The following is a 14,609-nucleotide window of genomic DNA, read 5'->3' on the forward strand; positions in this document are numbered from 1 at the left end:
GCGGCGGTGAGCACCCCGGGCGGCGCCTGGGCGGCGGATCCCGCTCAGTGCCGTGTGAGCACGACCAGCGTGACGTCGACCGCGGCGTCCGTGGGGATCGCCGTGCGCACCCGTTCGACCGCCGTGGCCCCGTCCGGAGCCGTGCGCGCCAGCTCGGCGAGGTCGTCCAGGTGCCGGAGCCCGTCGAGCGTCAGGACGCCCTGGGTACAGATCGCGAGCCGGTCTCCGGGTTGCAGGTCGAGCGCGCCGGGCGACCGGGGGATCGACTCCGGCTGCAGCCCGAGCGGCAGGTCGAGCGGGTGCAGGACGCGCGCCGGACCGTCGGCGGGGACGAGCACCGCCAGGCCGTGGCCGGCGTCGCCGAAGTCGACGTGACCCGACGTCGGGTCGAGCCGCAGGTGGAAGAGCGAGCCGACGGCGTCCGCGGCCGACAGGTCGGCGGTGACCTGCGCCTCCAGGCCGACGATCGCGTCCTGCATGTCGGTGCCGGTCCGGGCCGCCACGGCACCGCGGACCGCGGAGGCGAGCAGACCCGACGCCGGGCCGGCCGCGCTCACCCGGCCGACGGTGACGTGCAGGGCGCCGTCCGGTGCGACGCGCCAGTCGGCGACGTCGCCCCCGCCGTCGTCGTGTTGGGCCACCAGGACGTCGAGGTCGTACCCCGGCACCGCGACCGGGTCCGGCACCAGGCCGTCGAGCACCCGACGGACCCGTCCGCGGTCGATGGCGACGCCGAGCTCGCGCTCCGCCCACCGGGCCAGGTCACCCAGCAGGGCGACGTCGTCCGGCGAGAACGTGCGCGGCACCGCGTCCATCAGGCACAGCGTGCCCACCCGGGTGCCGTCGACCATGGTCAACGGTGCGCCCGCGTAGAACCGGATGCCGTGCTCCGCCACCGCGGCCGTGTCGGCGAACCGGGCGTCGAGCGACGCGTCCGGGATCACCATCGGTTCGCGGGTGAGCACCGTCGACGCGCAGAACTGCTCGCTGGCGGGGACGCTCGATCCCTGGTGCCAGCCGAAGGTCGACTGCGTGGTGACGAGGTCGTGGTGGACGAGGTTGAGGAAGGTCAACGGGACGTCGAACGCCTCGTGGGCCATGCGGGTGATGCGGTCGAAGCGCTCCTCGGGTCCTGATCCCAAGATGGCGAGCGCCTCGATCACCGCGGTGCGCTTGTCCGCACCGTCGAGATGGTTGGTCACCCGGCCTGTCTACCCCCATCGTCCGACAGGAACCAGTCCCGCGGGTGGGGGTCGGCGGTCAGCTCGCGGCGCTCGGACACCGGGGCGGCCCAGGCGGCGGCGTTCGACAGCACGCGCTGGATGTCGGGGTGGTGGTACACGGGGTACTCCTGGTCGCCGGGCGAGAAGTAGAAGACCTTGCCGAGCCCCCGGCGGTACGCGACGCCGGAGCGGAAGACCTCGCCACCGGCGAAGGTCGACAGGAACACCTCTTCGTCGGGGCGCGGGATGTCGAAGTACTCGCCGTACATCTCCTGCCGGTCGATGACGATCGGGTGCGGGACCCCCGCGGCGATCGGGTGCTCGGGCGCGACGGTCCAGACGAGTTCGCGCTCGCCGTCGTTCCGCCACTTCAGCGAGCAGGTCGTGCCCATCAGGCGCTTGAACGGCTTGGAGTAGTGGCCGGAGTGGAGCACCACCAGGCCCATGCCGGCGTGCACGGCGTCGACGACCAGGTCGACGACGGCGTCGCTCACCTCGTCGTGGGCGGCGTGGCCCCACCAGAACAGCACGTCCGTGGTGGCCAGCCGTTCGGCGGTGATGCCGTGGTCGGGTTCCTGCAGGGTGGCGGTGGAGACGTCGGCCCCGGGCTGCAGCTGCCGGAGCGCCTCGGCGATCACGGTGTGCATGCCGTCGGGGTAGTGCCCGATGACCGTCGCGTCACCGCGGGTCTCGTGCACGTTCTCGTTCCAGACGACGATGTTCAGGGGACGGTTCTCGGTCGACGGCGACATGCAGGCAACGCTACCCGTGCTCGGTTCGCGCATCCACTGGCGTTTTCTGATCGTTTGGCCTACCTTCAGATCACATTCGCGCAGGACGGCAGCGCCAGGGGGCGCCGATCACCGTCCGCGCCGAGGACAGGGGCTCGTCCGATGCAGCACCGCACCATCACCACCGTCGCACTCGCGGCGGCACTCGCACTCGCCGTACCGACCACCGCGTGGGCGTCGTCGCCCACCGGCCACCACCCGACACGGACCGCGACCACCTCGACCGTGACCTACACGGCGAGCGACGCGGTCATCCCGAACCCATCGCGCGGGTTCGACCACACCACCGAGACGCACTACCGCGCCGACGGCACCGGGTACACGCCGCTCGACGCCGCGACGCTCCGCGGCTACCGCGCCGAGGGGGTCACCCAGGTCGTCCGGGTGTTCTACATGGAGGCGTTCGTCCAGCAGCGGCGCCTCAGTCCGGCCTGGCTGCGGCTCGTGCAGCGCGACTACGACACCGCACGTGCGGCGGGGGTGGGCGTGATCACCCGGTTCGCGTACGTGCAGGGCGGCGCGTACCCGTACTCGGCGCCCTACGGCGACGCCGACCTGCCGACCGTGCTCGCGCACATCCAGCAGCTCACCCCGACGCTCCGCCGGAACGCCGACGTGATCCCGACCCTGCAGCAGGGGTTCATCGGGCTCTGGGGCGAGGGCTACTACACCGACCACTTCGCCAGCGACCCGGCGAACCCGGGCGTGCTGACCGAGGCCGACAAGGACGCGCGACGACAGGTCCTGCAGGCCGAACTCGCGGCCCTGCCGTCCAGCCGCTCGGTCCAGGTCCGCACGATGCAGATGAAGCAGGACGCACTCCGCACGCCGTCCGGCACGGCCGGGGCACTCACCCCGGCGCAGGCGCACGACGGATCGGCAGCGTCGCGGATCGGGCACCACAACGACTGCTTCCTCGCCTCGCCGGACGACTTCGGCACGTTCCTGAGCGACCCGCTGTCACTCGACCAGGACTACCTGGCCGCCGAGTCGCGGTACGTCCCCGTCGGTGGCGAGACCTGCGCCGTGAACGCGCCGCGGTCCGAGTACCCGTCCGCCTCGGCCGAGATGGCGAAGTACCACTACAGCTACCTCAACCTCGACTACAACAAGGACGTCCTGGCGACCTGGGGCGCGGACGGCATGACCGACGCGGCGAAGAAGCTCGGCTACCGCTTCACGATGACCTCGAGCACCGTCACCACCGGTCGCACGCCGTCGGTCGCGGTGTCGGTGCGGAACGACGGCTGGGCGGCGCCGTACAACAGCCGCCCGGTGCAGCTCGTCCTGACCGACGGGCACCGCAGGGTCACCGTGCCGGTGCGTGCCGACGCGTCATCGTGGCAGCCGGGCCGGACCGTGACCGTCCGGGCGTCGCTCGCACACCTGCCGAAGGGCCGCTGGGACGTCGCCCTCGCCCTGCCCGCACCCGAACGCTCGGTGGCGTCGAACCCGGCCTTCGCGATCCAGACCGCGAACACCGGCACGTGGGACGCGCGCGCCGGCCTGAACCGCCTGGGCCAGACGGTGGTGGTGCGGCACTGACCCGACAGCAGGACGCCCCGGGTCGATCGGCCCGGGGCGTCCTGCTGTCCGTGGGGTGCCCCGCAGGTCGGGCGTCCTGCTGTCTGTCAACCGGGTCCGCCACCATGGAGGCCATGACTCCGCGCTCCCTGTTCCGCGCCGCCGCGGTCGCCGAACTCGTGACCTGGACCCTGCTCATCCTCGGGATGGTGCTCAAGTACGGCCTGGACGCCGGCGACTGGGGCGTCCGCATCGGCGGTGGGGTGCACGGCTTCGTGTTCCTGGCGTACCTGGTGGTCACGACGGTCGTCGCGGTGAACCAGCGGTGGTCGTTCGGGGCGCTCGTGCTCGGCTGGGCCAGTGCCGTCGTGCCGTACGCCACGGTGCCGTTCGAGGTCGCGGTCGCCCGCCGCGGCATGCTCGAGGGCTCCTGGCGACGCTCGCCGGACGCCCACTCGGGCTTCTGGGACCGTCTGCTGTTCTTCGTGGTCCGTCGGCCCGCCGTGGCCACGGGCATCGGGGTCGTGGCCGTCGTCCTGGTCTTCACCGGGTTGCTCGCCGCCGGCCCGCCCGTCCCGTCCCGCGGCTGACGCCCCGCGCGTCCCCTGTCACTTCGTGAGCAGGAATGGTCGGGTTCGTGGTGCGGACGCGACCATTGCTGCTCACGAAGCGCGGCCGTGGTCGCGACCACGGACGGACAGGAGGCCCGGTGCCAGCTGGCACCGGGCCTCCTGTCCGTGGGCCGGTCGCTGCTAGAGCGCTGCCAGCGCCGCGTTCAACGTGGCGGACGGACGCATGACCGCGCTCGTCTTGGCGTCGTCGGGACGGTAGTAGCCGCCGATGTCCGCCGGGTGGCCCTGCACCGAGACGAGCTCGTCGACGATGGTGTGCTCCTGCTCGCCGAGCTTCGCCGCGAGGTCCGCGAACGACGCCGCGAGCTCGGTGTCCTGGGTCTGCGCCGCGAGCTCTTCGGCCCAGTACTTCGCCAGGTAGAAGTGGCTGCCGCGGTTGTCGATCGAGCCGAGCTTCCGACCCGGGGACTTGTCCTGCTCGAGGAACGTCCCGGTGGCACGGTCGAGGGTCTCGCCCAGGATCTTCGCCCGCTCGTTGCCCGTCACACCGGCGAGGTGCTCGAGGCTGACCGCCAGTGCGAGGAACTCGCCCAGGCTGTCCCAGCGCAGGTAGTTCTGCTGCACGAGCTGCTGTACGTGCTTCGGCGCGGAACCACCGGCACCGGTCTCGAACAGGCCGCCACCGCCCAGCAGCGGGACGACGGAGAGCATCTTCGCCGAGGTGCCGAGCTCCATGATCGGGAACAGGTCCGTCAGGTAGTCGCGCAGGACGTTGCCGGTGACCGAGATGGTGTCCTCACCGCGGCGGATGCGCTCGAGCGAGAAGCGCATGGCGTCCTCGGGCGCGAGGATCTCGATCTGCAGGCCGTCGGTGTCGTGCTCGCCGAGGTACTGGCGGACGAGCCCGATGAGCTTCGCGTCGTGGGCGCGGGTCTCGTCGAGCCAGAACACGGCCGGCGTCGCGGAGGCACGGGCGCGGGTGACGGCGAGCTTCACCCAGTCGCGGATGGCGACGTCCTTCGTCTGGCAGGCGCGCCAGATGTCACCGGGCTCGACGTCGTGTTCGATGACGACGTCGCCCGACGCGGTCGTGACGCGGACCACACCGGCGCCGGGGAGCTCGAAGGTCTTGTCGTGCGAGCCGTACTCCTCGGCCTTCTGCGCCATCAGGCCGACGTTGGGCACGGAGCCCATCGTGGACGGGTCGAAGGCGCCGTGGGCGCGGCAGTCGTCGAGCACGGCCTGGTAGATACCGGCGTAGCTCGAGTCGGGGATGACGGCGAGGGTGTCGTGCTCATCGCCGTCCGGGCCCCACATGTGCCCCGAGGTGCGGATCATCGCGGGCATCGACGCGTCGACGATGACGTCGCTCGGCACGTGCAGGTTCGTGATGCCCTTGTCCGAGTCGACCATGGCGAGCTCGGGGCCGTCGGCGATGCCCTGCTTGAAGGCACGCTCGATCTCGGCGCCGTTCGGCAGCGCAGCGAGGCCGGCGAGGATCGAGCCGAGGCCGTCGTTCGGGGTCAGGCCCGCGGCGGCGAGGTCGGCGCCGTAGCGCTCGAACACCGACGGGAAGAACGCCTTGATGACGTGCCCGAAGATGATCGGGTCGGAGATCTTCATCATCGTGGCCTTGAGGTGCACGGAGAACAGGACGTCCTCGGCCGCGGCGCGCTCGATCTGCTTGCGCAGGAACGACTCGAGTGCGGCCACGTGCAGCACGGTGCCGTCGACGACCTCGCCCTGCAGGACGGGGATCGACTGCTTGAGGACCTGCTCGCTGCCGTCCTCGGCCACGAAGGTGATCGTCAGGACGTCGTCGTCGGGGGCGATCCAGGACTTCTCGTTCGAGCGGAAGTCGTCGACGCCCATGGTGCTGACGTTCGTCTTCGAGTCGCGCGACCAGGCGCCCATGCGGTGCGGGTGCTTGCGGGCGTAGTTCTTGACCGACAGGGGTGCGCGGCGGTCGGAGTTGCCCTCGCGCAGCACCGGGTTGACGGCGCTGCCCTGGACACGGCCGTAGCGGGCGCGGACGTCGCGCTGCTCGTCGGTCGTGGCCTCGTCCGGGTAGTCGGGCAGGTCGTAGCCCTGCGCCTGCAGTTCCTTGATCGCGACCTTGAGCTGGGGGATCGACGCCGAGATGTTCGGCAGCTTGATGATGTTCGCCTCAGGGGTCTTCGCCAGGTCGCCGAGCTCGGCGAGGGCGTCGTCCAGGCGCTGCTCGTCGGTGAGCCGCTCCGGGAACTGGGCGATGATCCGGCCGGCGAGCGAGATGTCGCGGGTCTCGACGTCGACACCCGCGGTGCCGGCGAAAGCCTGGATGACCGGGAGGAAGGAGTGGGTGGCGAGGAACGGCGCCTCGTCCGTGAGGGTGTAGATGATCTTGGCCATGCTGGCGGGTACTCCCTTGTTCGACCGTCGGTACGTCCACGGTACTCGTGGCGCAGGATGTCTCGACATCAAGATACATGGCCCCCGCCTCCGCGCGGCAGATGCTCGGCCTACACCCTGGAGGCGCACTGTCGACACATAGGAACGGTGCGTGGACTGGTCTTCCGCAGCACCAGAGCGAGGGAGAGCGCGCATGACCACCACACGGCAGACCCCGGACGACTTCGGCTGGAGGGCGGAGGACCTGCGGTCCGCCTACGCCTCGGACGGCAGCGGCCCCTACCGGTACGCGCCGGACGGCTCCGGCCCGTTCTCGTACGACCCCGACGGCTCCGGTCCCTGGCTCGTCGGCCCCGAACCCCGACGGAGCGCCAAGCGGTTCGCACCGCGCCAGCGAGGCAGCCGGTCGCGGTTGCGGCGGATCGGGACGGCCTGCACCGCCGGAGCGCTGGCGCTCGCGCTCGCCGTCGGCAGTGTCTCCGTCATCGCGCACGCCGCTCCTCCACACCCGTCGGTGCAGGCGAGCGCCGCGCACGGCTCCGGACCCGACGGAGCCTGATCCTCAGTCGCCGATCGAGACGCGGAACACCCGGACGCCGGCGGCACGGAGCCCGGCGAGCCCGAGCCGCATCCGCAGGGGCCGGAAGGGCCGACGGAACCCGGACGAGGCCGACGCGGCATCGATCTGGTGCAGGACCTCGGACGTCAGGGTGCGCTCGAGCTTCGGCGCGAGCCGGGTCACCCCGGACACCGTGACGACGATGCGGACGGCGTGCGGCGCGAGCATCGGCGCGATGAGTTCGGCCGCCGCCTGCGCCCGGTGGAACGCGGGGTCGTCACCGGGGCGGCGGATGGCGATGACGGCCAGCGCCGCGTCCCAGGTCTCGTCGGGGTCCGGCAGGTCGTCGACCCCGATGACCCGCATCCGCGCGGCGTCGATCCCGGCTCGCACGGCCGCGGCCCGGAGCACGGGCAGGAGTTCCTGGGTACCGGCCAGCACGACGTCGGCCGACGCCAGGTCGACCGTTCCGTACCGCTCACGCGGCGATCGGGCCATGGTGCGGGTCCTTCCGTCGCTTTCCCCTGACCGTACCGATGCGGAGGGCTCGGGGGACGCTTCCGCCCGTGGTGATCAGGCGCCTCCCAGCGCACTCGGTAACGAAAAGATCACGGAAGGGCCTGTACAAAGCGACAGAGTCGTGCAGAATGGTGGGCGGCCATGACGACTGCACCCGAACCAGACCAGCACCCGGCGACCCCGGTGGTGCACCTGTCCCGTCGCGCCGCCCTCGAGGCCGAGCGCGCAGCGGCCCGCGGACCGCAGCGTCGCAGCAGGACGGCGCCGGTCGCGAAGACCGCCAAGCCCGAGAAGCCGGCCAAGGCAGCGAAGGTCGCCAAGCCGGCCAAGGTCGCCAAGGCGCCGAAGGCCGCCAAGGTGGCCAAGCCGTCGAAGGCCATCGTCCTCGCGACCGCGACCGCGTCCTCGGCCACCGAGCCGGCCGGCCGCCGCTCCGCAGCCGCACGCGCCACCACCGAGCACGTCGACGACCGCATCCAGCGCGTCGTCCGTCGCCCCGCACCCAGGGTGACCCGCGTCGCCAGCGCACCCCGGGCCTCCCGGTCGGCCCGTGCCGGACGCATCACCCTCACCAGCGCCGCCGCCGCCATCGCGATGTTCGCCGCCTCGGCGATGCCCGCCCACGCGAGCGCCGGCACCTCGATGGCCACGTCGACCATCGCGCCGGTCGTGCGCACCCAGGACTACGCCGTGACCCAGGCGGTCACGGCCGCCGGGTTCGACCGTGACGGCTTCACCGTCGGCGGCGGCTCGACCGTCACCACGAAGACGGCCGGTTCCGCCGACGCCGCGGCGACCGCCGGAGGCGCCGTGTCGTTCGGCGGCGCGGTCCGCTCGCCGTTCCCCGGCCCCGTGCAGATGAGCTCCGGCTTCGGGTACCGCTCGGCACCGTGCGGCGCGTGCTCGTCGCTGCACCAGGGCCTCGACTTCACCCCGGGCATGGGCACGCCGATCGGCGCCGTCGCCGCGGGCAAGGTCCGGGTCTCGGGCACCTACTTCTCGTACGGGAACGCGGTCATCATCGACCACGTGGTCGACGGCCGACAGGTGTCCACGCTCTACGGCCACATGATCCCCGGCTCCTCGCCGCTCAAGGTCGGCGACACCGTCGCTGCCGGGCAGTTCATCGGGCTCGTCGGGTCCTCCGGCGTCTCGACCGGTGCGCACCTGCACCTCGAGGTCCTGATGGACGGCGTCACGCCGATCGACCCGAAGGCGTGGCTCGAAGCGCGCATCGGTCGCTCGCTCACCCTGTAGCGACCGCTCCCGTCACGGCGCGGGATCCACAGCAGCTGTCGAGCGGCAGCACGGTGATGTCCCAGTCGGCCTGTGCAGACTCACAGGCATGGACGATCCCCACAGACCGCCCGCCCGTCGTCGATCCGAGGCGGCTGCCCGCTGATGGGCGCCGACACCTGGATCGCCTTCGGGCTCGTCATCCTCTTCGTGCTCGTCGGCGGGGTCTTCGCGGCCGCCGAGATCGCACTCGTCTCCCTCCGCGAATCCCAGCTGCAGCAGCTCGAACGCCGCGGCCCCCGCGGGATGCGGGTCGCCGAGCTCGGCCGTGACCCGAACCGGTTCCTGTCCGCCGTGCAGATCGGCGTGACCGTCGCCGGGTTCTTCTCCGCCGCGTACGGTGCGTCGTCGATCGCACCCGACGTCGCCCCGCTGTTCCAGGAGCTCGGCCTCGAGCAGGGCACGGCCGAAGCCGTCGCGCTGGTGCTGATGACCCTCGTCATCGCGTACCTGTCGCTCGTGTTCGGCGAGCTCGTGCCGAAGCGCCTCGCCCTGCAGCGTGCCGAGGGCTTCTCGATGGCCGTCGCCCCGACCCTGGAGCGCTTCGCGGTGCTGATGCGGCCGGTGATCTGGCTGCTCTCGAAGTCCACCGACACCGTCGTGCGACTGCTCGGTGGCGACCCGGACGCCCGCAGCGAGTCGATGAGCACCGAGGAGCTCCGCGGCCTGGTCGACGAGCACACCGGCGTCGACGAGCAGGGACGCCGGATCGCCCGCAGCGCCCTGGACGCCGGTGACCGCACCCTGCGCGAGTCGATGCGCCCCTGGTACGACGTGTCGACGCTGGACGCCGGCCTCTCCGTCGCCGAGGCCACCGACCAGGCCATCGCAGCCGGGCACACCCGGTACCTCGTGACCTCCGGCGGGCGCGACGAGGTCCAGGGCTTCGTGCACCTCCGTGACCTGCTGCGTCCGGTCGACCCCGCGGCCCCGGTCGCCACGCTCGTCCGGCCGGTGCTCGCCCTGCCGGAGACGAAGTCGCTGTCGAGCGCGATCGCGGACATGCGCACCGACGGCCACCAGATCGCCCTGGTGGTCGACGAGTACGGCGGCAGCGCCGGCATGGTCACGCTCGAGGCGCTGCTCGAGGACCTCGTCGGCCGCATCCGCGACGAGTGGGACTCCAGCGAGTACGACGAGTCCGTGCTGGCACACGACGGCGTCGACGGCGCCACGGTGCTCGAGGACCTGGCCGCGGACGGCGGTCCTGTCCTGCCGGACGGCGACTACGAGACCGTGGGTGGGCTCGTGCAGGTGCAGCTGGACCGCGTACCCGAGGTCGGCGACGTCGTCCTGGCCGGCGGACACCGCCTCGAGGTGACCGCCATGGACGGTCACCGCGTCGCGCGCGTGCGCATCGGAGCCGACGCCGCGTCCTGACCGCGGCCCCGCGTCGGACGGGAGGCCCGTGGCGCAGGCGGTCGCAACACCCCGCGGGGCGCCGGCGAGCGGTCACAGGCCGTCGCCTGCGGCGCCACCAGCCGACAGGTTGCGACGGGACGGCGCACGGCACGCGACGTGTCGTGACCAGTCAGAGACGGCCGGCGGCCCCGCCGCGGCCCTCCCGCCTGCCGGACGCACGGCCCGGGCACGTACGCTCGTCGCATGGGTATCGACGTGCGCAACGAGATCCGCGACTTCCTGTCCTCCAGGCGGGCGCGGCTCACCCCCGAGCAGGTCGGCATGCCGTCGTTCGGCGGCGGGGTCCGACGCGTGCCCGGGCTGCGACGACACGAGGTCGCCATGCTCGCCGGCGTGAGCGTCGACTACTACACACGGCTCGAGCGGGGCTCGCTCAAGGGCGTCTCGGACAGCGTGCTCGAGGGCCTGGCGAGCGCCCTGCAGCTCGACGAGGACGAGCGTGCGCACCTGTGGGACCTCACGCGCCTGGCGAACTCCGGCGCGAAGGTCATGCACCGGAACGTGCCGACCCGCGTGCGCCCCGGCGTGCAGCGGCTGCTCGACGCCATCACCGGCGCACCGGCCTGGGTGCGGAACGAGCGCGGGGACGTCGTCGCGACGAACGAACTCGGCCGTGCGCTCTACGCACCGCTCTTCGCCGGCCCCGGACGCCCGGTGAACACCGCACGCTTCACGTTCCTCGACCCGGCCGCCCGCGACTTCTTCCCGGACTGGGCACAGACCGCGAAGGACGCCGTGGCCGTGCTCCGGACCGCCGCGGTGTCGAACCCCTGCGAGCCGGGGCTCATCACGCTCGTCGGTGAGCTCTCCACCCGGAGCGAGGAGTTCCGCGGCTGGTGGGCCGCCCACGACGTCCGGATGCAGCGCACCGGCAAGAAGCGCATCGACCACCCGATCGTGGGGGAGCTGCGGCTGTCCTACGAGGCGCTCGACCTGGTCGCCGACCCCGGCCTGACGCTGTTCTCGTACTCGGCCGAGCCGGGCAGCGAGTCCGAGCGGTCGCTCGCGCTGCTCGGCAGCTGGGCCGCGACGGAACGGGCCGAGCAGTACGCGGCCCTGCGCGAGTCGGAGTCCGAGTCCGAGTCGGTCGACTGACCCGGACCCCGGACCGCCGGGAGCCTCAGCCCCGCGGTCGGACCGTCACGCCTGGGGCGGCATGTCCCCGTCGAACAGCTCCGGCGAGCGCATCCGCTCGATGCGCAGCTGCCGCTCCGTCGCCGACAACCGCAGCACACGGATCGCGGCGAACACGAGCACGATGAGGGCGACGGCCAGCACGGCGAGCGCCAGCACGAACAGGGCGTAGAGGACGACGACGAATCCGAGACCACTGTCTGCGAGCATCCGTCGAACATAGCAGCGCGGGTTCGTAGGGTGGGGACGTGACGAGGACGACGGACGGCTCAGCAGGGGATGCGGACCACCGGCAGCACCGCCGGCCCGAACCCGCGTTCGCCCGTGCGGTCGCGAAGGCCCTCGGCGACGCCCGGACCGTGCTCGACATCGGTGCCGGTGCCCCTTCGTACGCGCCGACCGACCGCGACGTGACCGCCGTGGAGCCCGCCGGAGACCTGCCCTTCGCCGACGACACCTTCGACGCCGCGATGACGACCTTCTCGATGCACGAGTGGCACGACGTCGAAGGCGTGCTCGCCGAGGTGCGTCGGGTGACCCGGGGCCCGATCGTGGTCCTGACGTTCGACCCCGACCGCATCGAGCGCTCCTGGCTCGCCGAGTACGCGCCCGAGGTGCTGGCGGCGGACGCCCGTCGCCATCCGGCACTGCAGCGGATCGCCGACGCACTGGGCGACGACACCGTGACGAGCACCCCGCTGCCGATCCCGTTCACGTGCGTCGACGGGTTCGCCGAGGCGTACTACGCCCGCCCCGAGCGACTGCTCGACCCCGGCGTGCGCCAGGCGGACCCGGCGTGGGGACTGGTCGACGAGTTCACCGTCCGGCGGTCGGTGGCAGCGCTCCGGACCGCGCTGGAGGCGGGGGAGTGGGACCGGCGGCACGGGTCGTTGCGAATCCGCCCGACGTACGAGGGCTCGGTCGTCCTGGTCACGGCGACGCCGAACCGACCGCGGACGGACCGGGCCGGGCTTGACACCCGGTCGTAGGCTGTTCGGGTGAGCTTCCAGGAGGTGGTCGGCGCCCGTATCGCCGGCATCAGGGCGTGAGGCCCTCGGTCGTGCCCTCGGGTGCGGCCGACCTCGTCGAACCCTGACCTCCTCTGCCCGGTGCGGCGTGCGTCCGCACGCCCCGGGCCCGCACGAAAGCGATCACCCATGCTCCCCATCACGGAGAAGACCCTCCGCACGTCCTTCGTCAACGCCTCGCGCAAGGAGGTGTCCGACCTCACGCTGCCCGCCGACTTCGAGACGCTCGACTGGGACGCGCTCGACTACCTCGGCTGGCGCGACCCGAAGATCGGGCGGCGTGCGTACGCCGTCGTGCCGACCCTGGACGGCGACCTGATCGGCATCCTGTTCCGGCAGGCCGAGGCCTCGTCCCGCTCCCGGGCCCAGTGCTCGTGGTGCCAGGACGTCAAGCTGCCGAACGACGTCGCGTTCTACAGCGCGAAACGGTCCGGGCCGGCCGGACGGAACGGCAACACCGTCGGCACCCTGGTGTGCCAGGACTTCCAGTGCTCGCGGAACGTCCGGAAGCTGCCGCCGCCCGCCTACGAGGGCTACGACGTCGAGGCAGCGCGCCTCCGGCGCATCGAGGACCTGCAGGTCCGGGCCGCGTCCTTCGCCGCGGAGGTCTGAGACGCCGGCGTCTCGCGTCCGCAAACGCGACTGACGACGGACGGGAGGCCCGGTGCCAGCTGGCACCGGGCCTCCCGTCCGTCATGCGGTCGCGTCTACCGACCGATGGTCGACATGTCGGGGTAGCGGTCACCGGTCGGGACCGGCAGCGCCGACAGGCGCGACAGCTGGTCCGCGGTGAGGGTCAGGTCGGCTGCGCCGACGTTCTCCTCGAGGCGGGAGACCCGCTTCGTGCCGGGGATCGGGACGATGTCGTCGCCCTGGGCCAGCAGCCAGGCGAGCGACACCTGCGCCGGGGTGGCGCCGGCCTCGGTGGCGATCTCCTTGACCGCGTCGACGATGCGCATGTTCTGCTCGAACGCCTCTTCCTGGAAGCGCGGGTTCGCCAGGCGGAAGTCGTCGGAGTCCAGGTCGGACGGCTTCGTGATCGCGCCGGTCAGGAACCCGCGGCCGAGCGGCGAGTACGGCACCAGGCCGATGCCGAGCTCGCGCAGGGTGTCGAGCACGTCGCCCTCGGGGTCCCGCGTCCACAGCGAGTACTCGCTCTGCAGCGCGGTGATCGGGTGGACGGCGTGGGCTTTCCGGATCGTCTCGGGTCCGGCCTCGGACAGGCCGATGTGGCGGATCTTGCCCTCCTGCACGAAGCCGGCGAGCTGCCCCATGACGTCCTCGATCGGGACGGCCGGGTCGACGCGGTGCTGGTAGTAGAGGTCGATGTGGTCCGTGCCCAGGCGACGGAGGGAGCCTTCGAGGGCCTCGCGCACGGACTCGGGCTTGCTGGAGATCCCGCGCTGCTGCGTCGGCGTCTCCTCACCGGCCTCGTGCTGGTACAGGCCGAACTTGGTCGCGATGACGACGTCGTCGCGACGGCCCTCGAGCGCACGGCGCAGGAGTTCCTCGTTCGTGTAGGGGCCGTACGCCTCGGCGGTGTCGAACAGGGTGACGCCGAGGTCGATCGCGCGGTGGATGGTGCGGATCGACTCGTCGTCGTCGGTGCCGGCGCCCGTGTAGAAGGCGCTCATGCCCATGGTTCCGAGGCCGATCGGTCCGACCTCGAGGTCTGCGAGCTTGCGTGTCTGCATGCTGCAGGTCTACTCCCGGTCCCCCTGACGGCGGGAGGCACTGGCTGTACCCGCCTCCGCACCGCTACGCTGCGAGGGACGGGGCAGACGCCCCGGGCTCGGGGGAGTGTCATGGTCGTCATCTGGATCGTCATCGCCGTGGTCGTCGTGCTCGGCACCCTGCTCGTCGTGCTCGAGGTGCAGAACCGCCGTCGGCGGCGGGCGCTCGAAGCGATCGAAGACCTGTCGGACCCGCGTGACAGCGCACGCGCCGCGGCCGAAGCCGAAGCTGCGCACTCCAGGACCGAGGGGCTCGCCAAGTCCGCGCACCCCGGCATCACGGGCGCCGGCGGCGGCTTCCCCGGCTGAATCGCCCGACCCCACCGCCCGCCGATTGTCGGGAGCGGCTGGTGGTGTGTCGGCGGACGGCCGCGCGCTTCGTGAGGTTCCTCCAAGGTGCTCGCACGATTGGTCCGC

The 14,609-nt window shown here is 72.0% G+C and carries 15 protein-coding genes; 9 read left to right on the forward strand and 6 right to left on the reverse strand.

Going from position 1 to position 14,609, the window contains the following annotated elements:
• Positions 1 to 44 precede the first annotated feature (44 nt).
• The gene (locus ACZZ9K_RS10235; RefSeq protein WP_138802132.1) at positions 45 to 1,202 is read right to left on the reverse strand and encodes a PP2C family protein-serine/threonine phosphatase; all 1,158 of its coding nucleotides are present in this window, start codon (positions 1,200 to 1,202) and stop codon (positions 45 to 47) included.
• Positions 1,199 to 1,975 (reverse strand): ThuA domain-containing protein, encoded by a 777-nt coding sequence (locus ACZZ9K_RS10240; RefSeq protein WP_027466841.1) that lies wholly within the window; start codon positions 1,973 to 1,975, stop codon positions 1,199 to 1,201. Before ACZZ9K_RS10240 ends, ACZZ9K_RS10235 begins: the two co-directional genes overlap by 4 nt.
• Before the next feature lie 141 nt (positions 1,976 to 2,116).
• Here ACZZ9K_RS10240 and ACZZ9K_RS10245 point away from each other — a divergent pair, with 141 nt between their 5' ends.
• The gene (locus ACZZ9K_RS10245; RefSeq protein ID WP_463443982.1) at positions 2,117 to 3,559 is read left to right on the forward strand and encodes a DUF4832 domain-containing protein; all 1,443 of its coding nucleotides are present in this window, start codon (positions 2,117 to 2,119) and stop codon (positions 3,557 to 3,559) included.
• Positions 3,560 to 3,672: 113 nt separating this feature from the next.
• Positions 3,673 to 4,128 (forward strand): DUF3817 domain-containing protein, encoded by a 456-nt coding sequence (locus ACZZ9K_RS10250; protein WP_463443983.1) that lies wholly within the window; start codon positions 3,673 to 3,675, stop codon positions 4,126 to 4,128.
• A gap of 162 nt (positions 4,129 to 4,290) precedes the next feature.
• Here ACZZ9K_RS10250 and ACZZ9K_RS10255 read toward each other — a convergent pair whose 3' ends face one another.
• Positions 4,291 to 6,501, reverse strand: coding sequence for an NADP-dependent isocitrate dehydrogenase (locus ACZZ9K_RS10255; RefSeq protein ID WP_463443984.1), 2,211 nt, complete (start codon positions 6,499 to 6,501; stop codon positions 4,291 to 4,293).
• A gap of 193 nt (positions 6,502 to 6,694) precedes the next feature.
• On the opposite strand from ACZZ9K_RS10255, the gene ACZZ9K_RS10260 reads away from it, so the two are divergent.
• Complete coding sequence (locus ACZZ9K_RS10260) at positions 6,695 to 7,060, forward strand: hypothetical protein (protein ID WP_138802136.1); 366 nt, start codon at positions 6,695 to 6,697, stop codon at positions 7,058 to 7,060.
• A gap of 3 nt (positions 7,061 to 7,063) precedes the next feature.
• Here the strand turns inward: ACZZ9K_RS10260 and ACZZ9K_RS10265 are convergent, their stop codons facing one another.
• A complete protein-coding gene (locus ACZZ9K_RS10265; protein ID WP_111056500.1) occupies positions 7,064 to 7,558 on the reverse strand; it encodes a hypothetical protein in 495 nt (164 codons plus the stop codon).
• A 162-nt stretch (positions 7,559 to 7,720) separates the two neighbouring features.
• On the opposite strand from ACZZ9K_RS10265, the gene ACZZ9K_RS10270 reads away from it, so the two are divergent.
• The 3 genes from ACZZ9K_RS10270 (at position 7,721) to ACZZ9K_RS10280 (ending at position 11,392) form a co-directional block, all read left to right on the forward strand.
• Entirely contained in the window at positions 7,721 to 8,836 is a 1,116-nt protein-coding gene (locus tag ACZZ9K_RS10270; protein ID WP_463443985.1) for a M23 family metallopeptidase, read from the forward strand.
• A gap of 144 nt (positions 8,837 to 8,980) precedes the next feature.
• Positions 8,981 to 10,255: a hemolysin family protein gene (locus ACZZ9K_RS10275; protein ID WP_463443986.1), complete on the forward strand. Its 1,275-nt coding sequence runs from the start codon at positions 8,981 to 8,983 to the stop codon at positions 10,253 to 10,255.
• A 225-nt stretch (positions 10,256 to 10,480) separates the two neighbouring features.
• Positions 10,481 to 11,392 carry a helix-turn-helix transcriptional regulator gene (locus ACZZ9K_RS10280; protein WP_071406260.1) on the forward strand — a complete coding sequence of 304 codons (912 nt, stop codon included), beginning with the start codon at positions 10,481 to 10,483 and terminating at the stop codon, positions 11,390 to 11,392.
• Between the two features lie 45 nt (positions 11,393 to 11,437).
• Here the strand turns inward: ACZZ9K_RS10280 and ACZZ9K_RS10285 are convergent, their stop codons facing one another.
• The gene (locus ACZZ9K_RS10285; RefSeq protein WP_463443987.1) at positions 11,438 to 11,641 is read right to left on the reverse strand and encodes a hypothetical protein; all 204 of its coding nucleotides are present in this window, start codon (positions 11,639 to 11,641) and stop codon (positions 11,438 to 11,440) included.
• Positions 11,642 to 11,679: 38 nt separating this feature from the next.
• Between ACZZ9K_RS10285 and ACZZ9K_RS10290 the strand changes: the two genes are divergently transcribed.
• Together ACZZ9K_RS10290 and ACZZ9K_RS10295 are read left to right on the forward strand one after the other, a co-directional pair.
• On the forward strand, positions 11,680 to 12,420 hold the full coding sequence (locus ACZZ9K_RS10290) for a class I SAM-dependent methyltransferase (RefSeq protein ID WP_463443988.1): 741 nt from the start codon (positions 11,680 to 11,682) through the stop codon (positions 12,418 to 12,420).
• A gap of 168 nt (positions 12,421 to 12,588) precedes the next feature.
• Positions 12,589 to 13,071, forward strand: coding sequence for an FBP domain-containing protein (locus tag ACZZ9K_RS10295; RefSeq protein WP_138802140.1), 483 nt, complete (start codon positions 12,589 to 12,591; stop codon positions 13,069 to 13,071).
• Positions 13,072 to 13,166: 95 nt separating this feature from the next.
• Here the strand turns inward: ACZZ9K_RS10295 and ACZZ9K_RS10300 are convergent, their stop codons facing one another.
• Positions 13,167 to 14,153, reverse strand: coding sequence for an aldo/keto reductase (locus ACZZ9K_RS10300; RefSeq protein WP_463443989.1), 987 nt, complete (start codon positions 14,151 to 14,153; stop codon positions 13,167 to 13,169).
• A 111-nt stretch (positions 14,154 to 14,264) separates the two neighbouring features.
• Between ACZZ9K_RS10300 and ACZZ9K_RS10305 the strand changes: the two genes are divergently transcribed.
• Positions 14,265 to 14,501 (forward strand): hypothetical protein, encoded by a 237-nt coding sequence (locus ACZZ9K_RS10305; protein WP_138802142.1) that lies wholly within the window; start codon positions 14,265 to 14,267, stop codon positions 14,499 to 14,501.
• Positions 14,502 to 14,609: the final 108 nt, after the last annotated feature.

This window comes from Curtobacterium sp. AC268 (assembly GCF_979258745.1).

What these genes read in the sequence shown, in the direction of transcription:
- ACZZ9K_RS10240 (WP_027466841.1), bottom strand. Translation starts at nt 1,975, where the DNA reads ATGTCGCCGTCGACCGAGAACCGTCCCCTGAACATCGTCGTCTGGAAC.
- ACZZ9K_RS10245 (WP_463443982.1), top strand. Translation starts at nt 2,117, where the DNA reads ATGCAGCACCGCACCATCACCACCGTCGCACTCGCGGCGGCACTCGCA.
- ACZZ9K_RS10250 (WP_463443983.1), top strand. Translation starts at nt 3,673, where the DNA reads ATGACTCCGCGCTCCCTGTTCCGCGCCGCCGCGGTCGCCGAACTCGTG.
- ACZZ9K_RS10255 (WP_463443984.1), bottom strand. Translation starts at nt 6,501, where the DNA reads ATGGCCAAGATCATCTACACCCTCACGGACGAGGCGCCGTTCCTCGCC.
- ACZZ9K_RS10260 (WP_138802136.1), top strand. Translation starts at nt 6,695, where the DNA reads ATGACCACCACACGGCAGACCCCGGACGACTTCGGCTGGAGGGCGGAG.
- ACZZ9K_RS10265 (WP_111056500.1), bottom strand. Translation starts at nt 7,558, where the DNA reads ATGGCCCGATCGCCGCGTGAGCGGTACGGAACGGTCGACCTGGCGTCG.
- ACZZ9K_RS10270 (WP_463443985.1), top strand. Translation starts at nt 7,721, where the DNA reads ATGACGACTGCACCCGAACCAGACCAGCACCCGGCGACCCCGGTGGTG.
- ACZZ9K_RS10275 (WP_463443986.1), top strand. Translation starts at nt 8,981, where the DNA reads ATGGGCGCCGACACCTGGATCGCCTTCGGGCTCGTCATCCTCTTCGTG.
- ACZZ9K_RS10280 (WP_071406260.1), top strand. Translation starts at nt 10,481, where the DNA reads ATGGGTATCGACGTGCGCAACGAGATCCGCGACTTCCTGTCCTCCAGG.
- ACZZ9K_RS10285 (WP_463443987.1), bottom strand. Translation starts at nt 11,641, where the DNA reads ATGCTCGCAGACAGTGGTCTCGGATTCGTCGTCGTCCTCTACGCCCTG.
- ACZZ9K_RS10295 (WP_138802140.1), top strand. Translation starts at nt 12,589, where the DNA reads ATGCTCCCCATCACGGAGAAGACCCTCCGCACGTCCTTCGTCAACGCC.
- ACZZ9K_RS10300 (WP_463443989.1), bottom strand. Translation starts at nt 14,153, where the DNA reads ATGCAGACACGCAAGCTCGCAGACCTCGAGGTCGGACCGATCGGCCTC.
- ACZZ9K_RS10305 (WP_138802142.1), top strand. Translation starts at nt 14,265, where the DNA reads ATGGTCGTCATCTGGATCGTCATCGCCGTGGTCGTCGTGCTCGGCACC.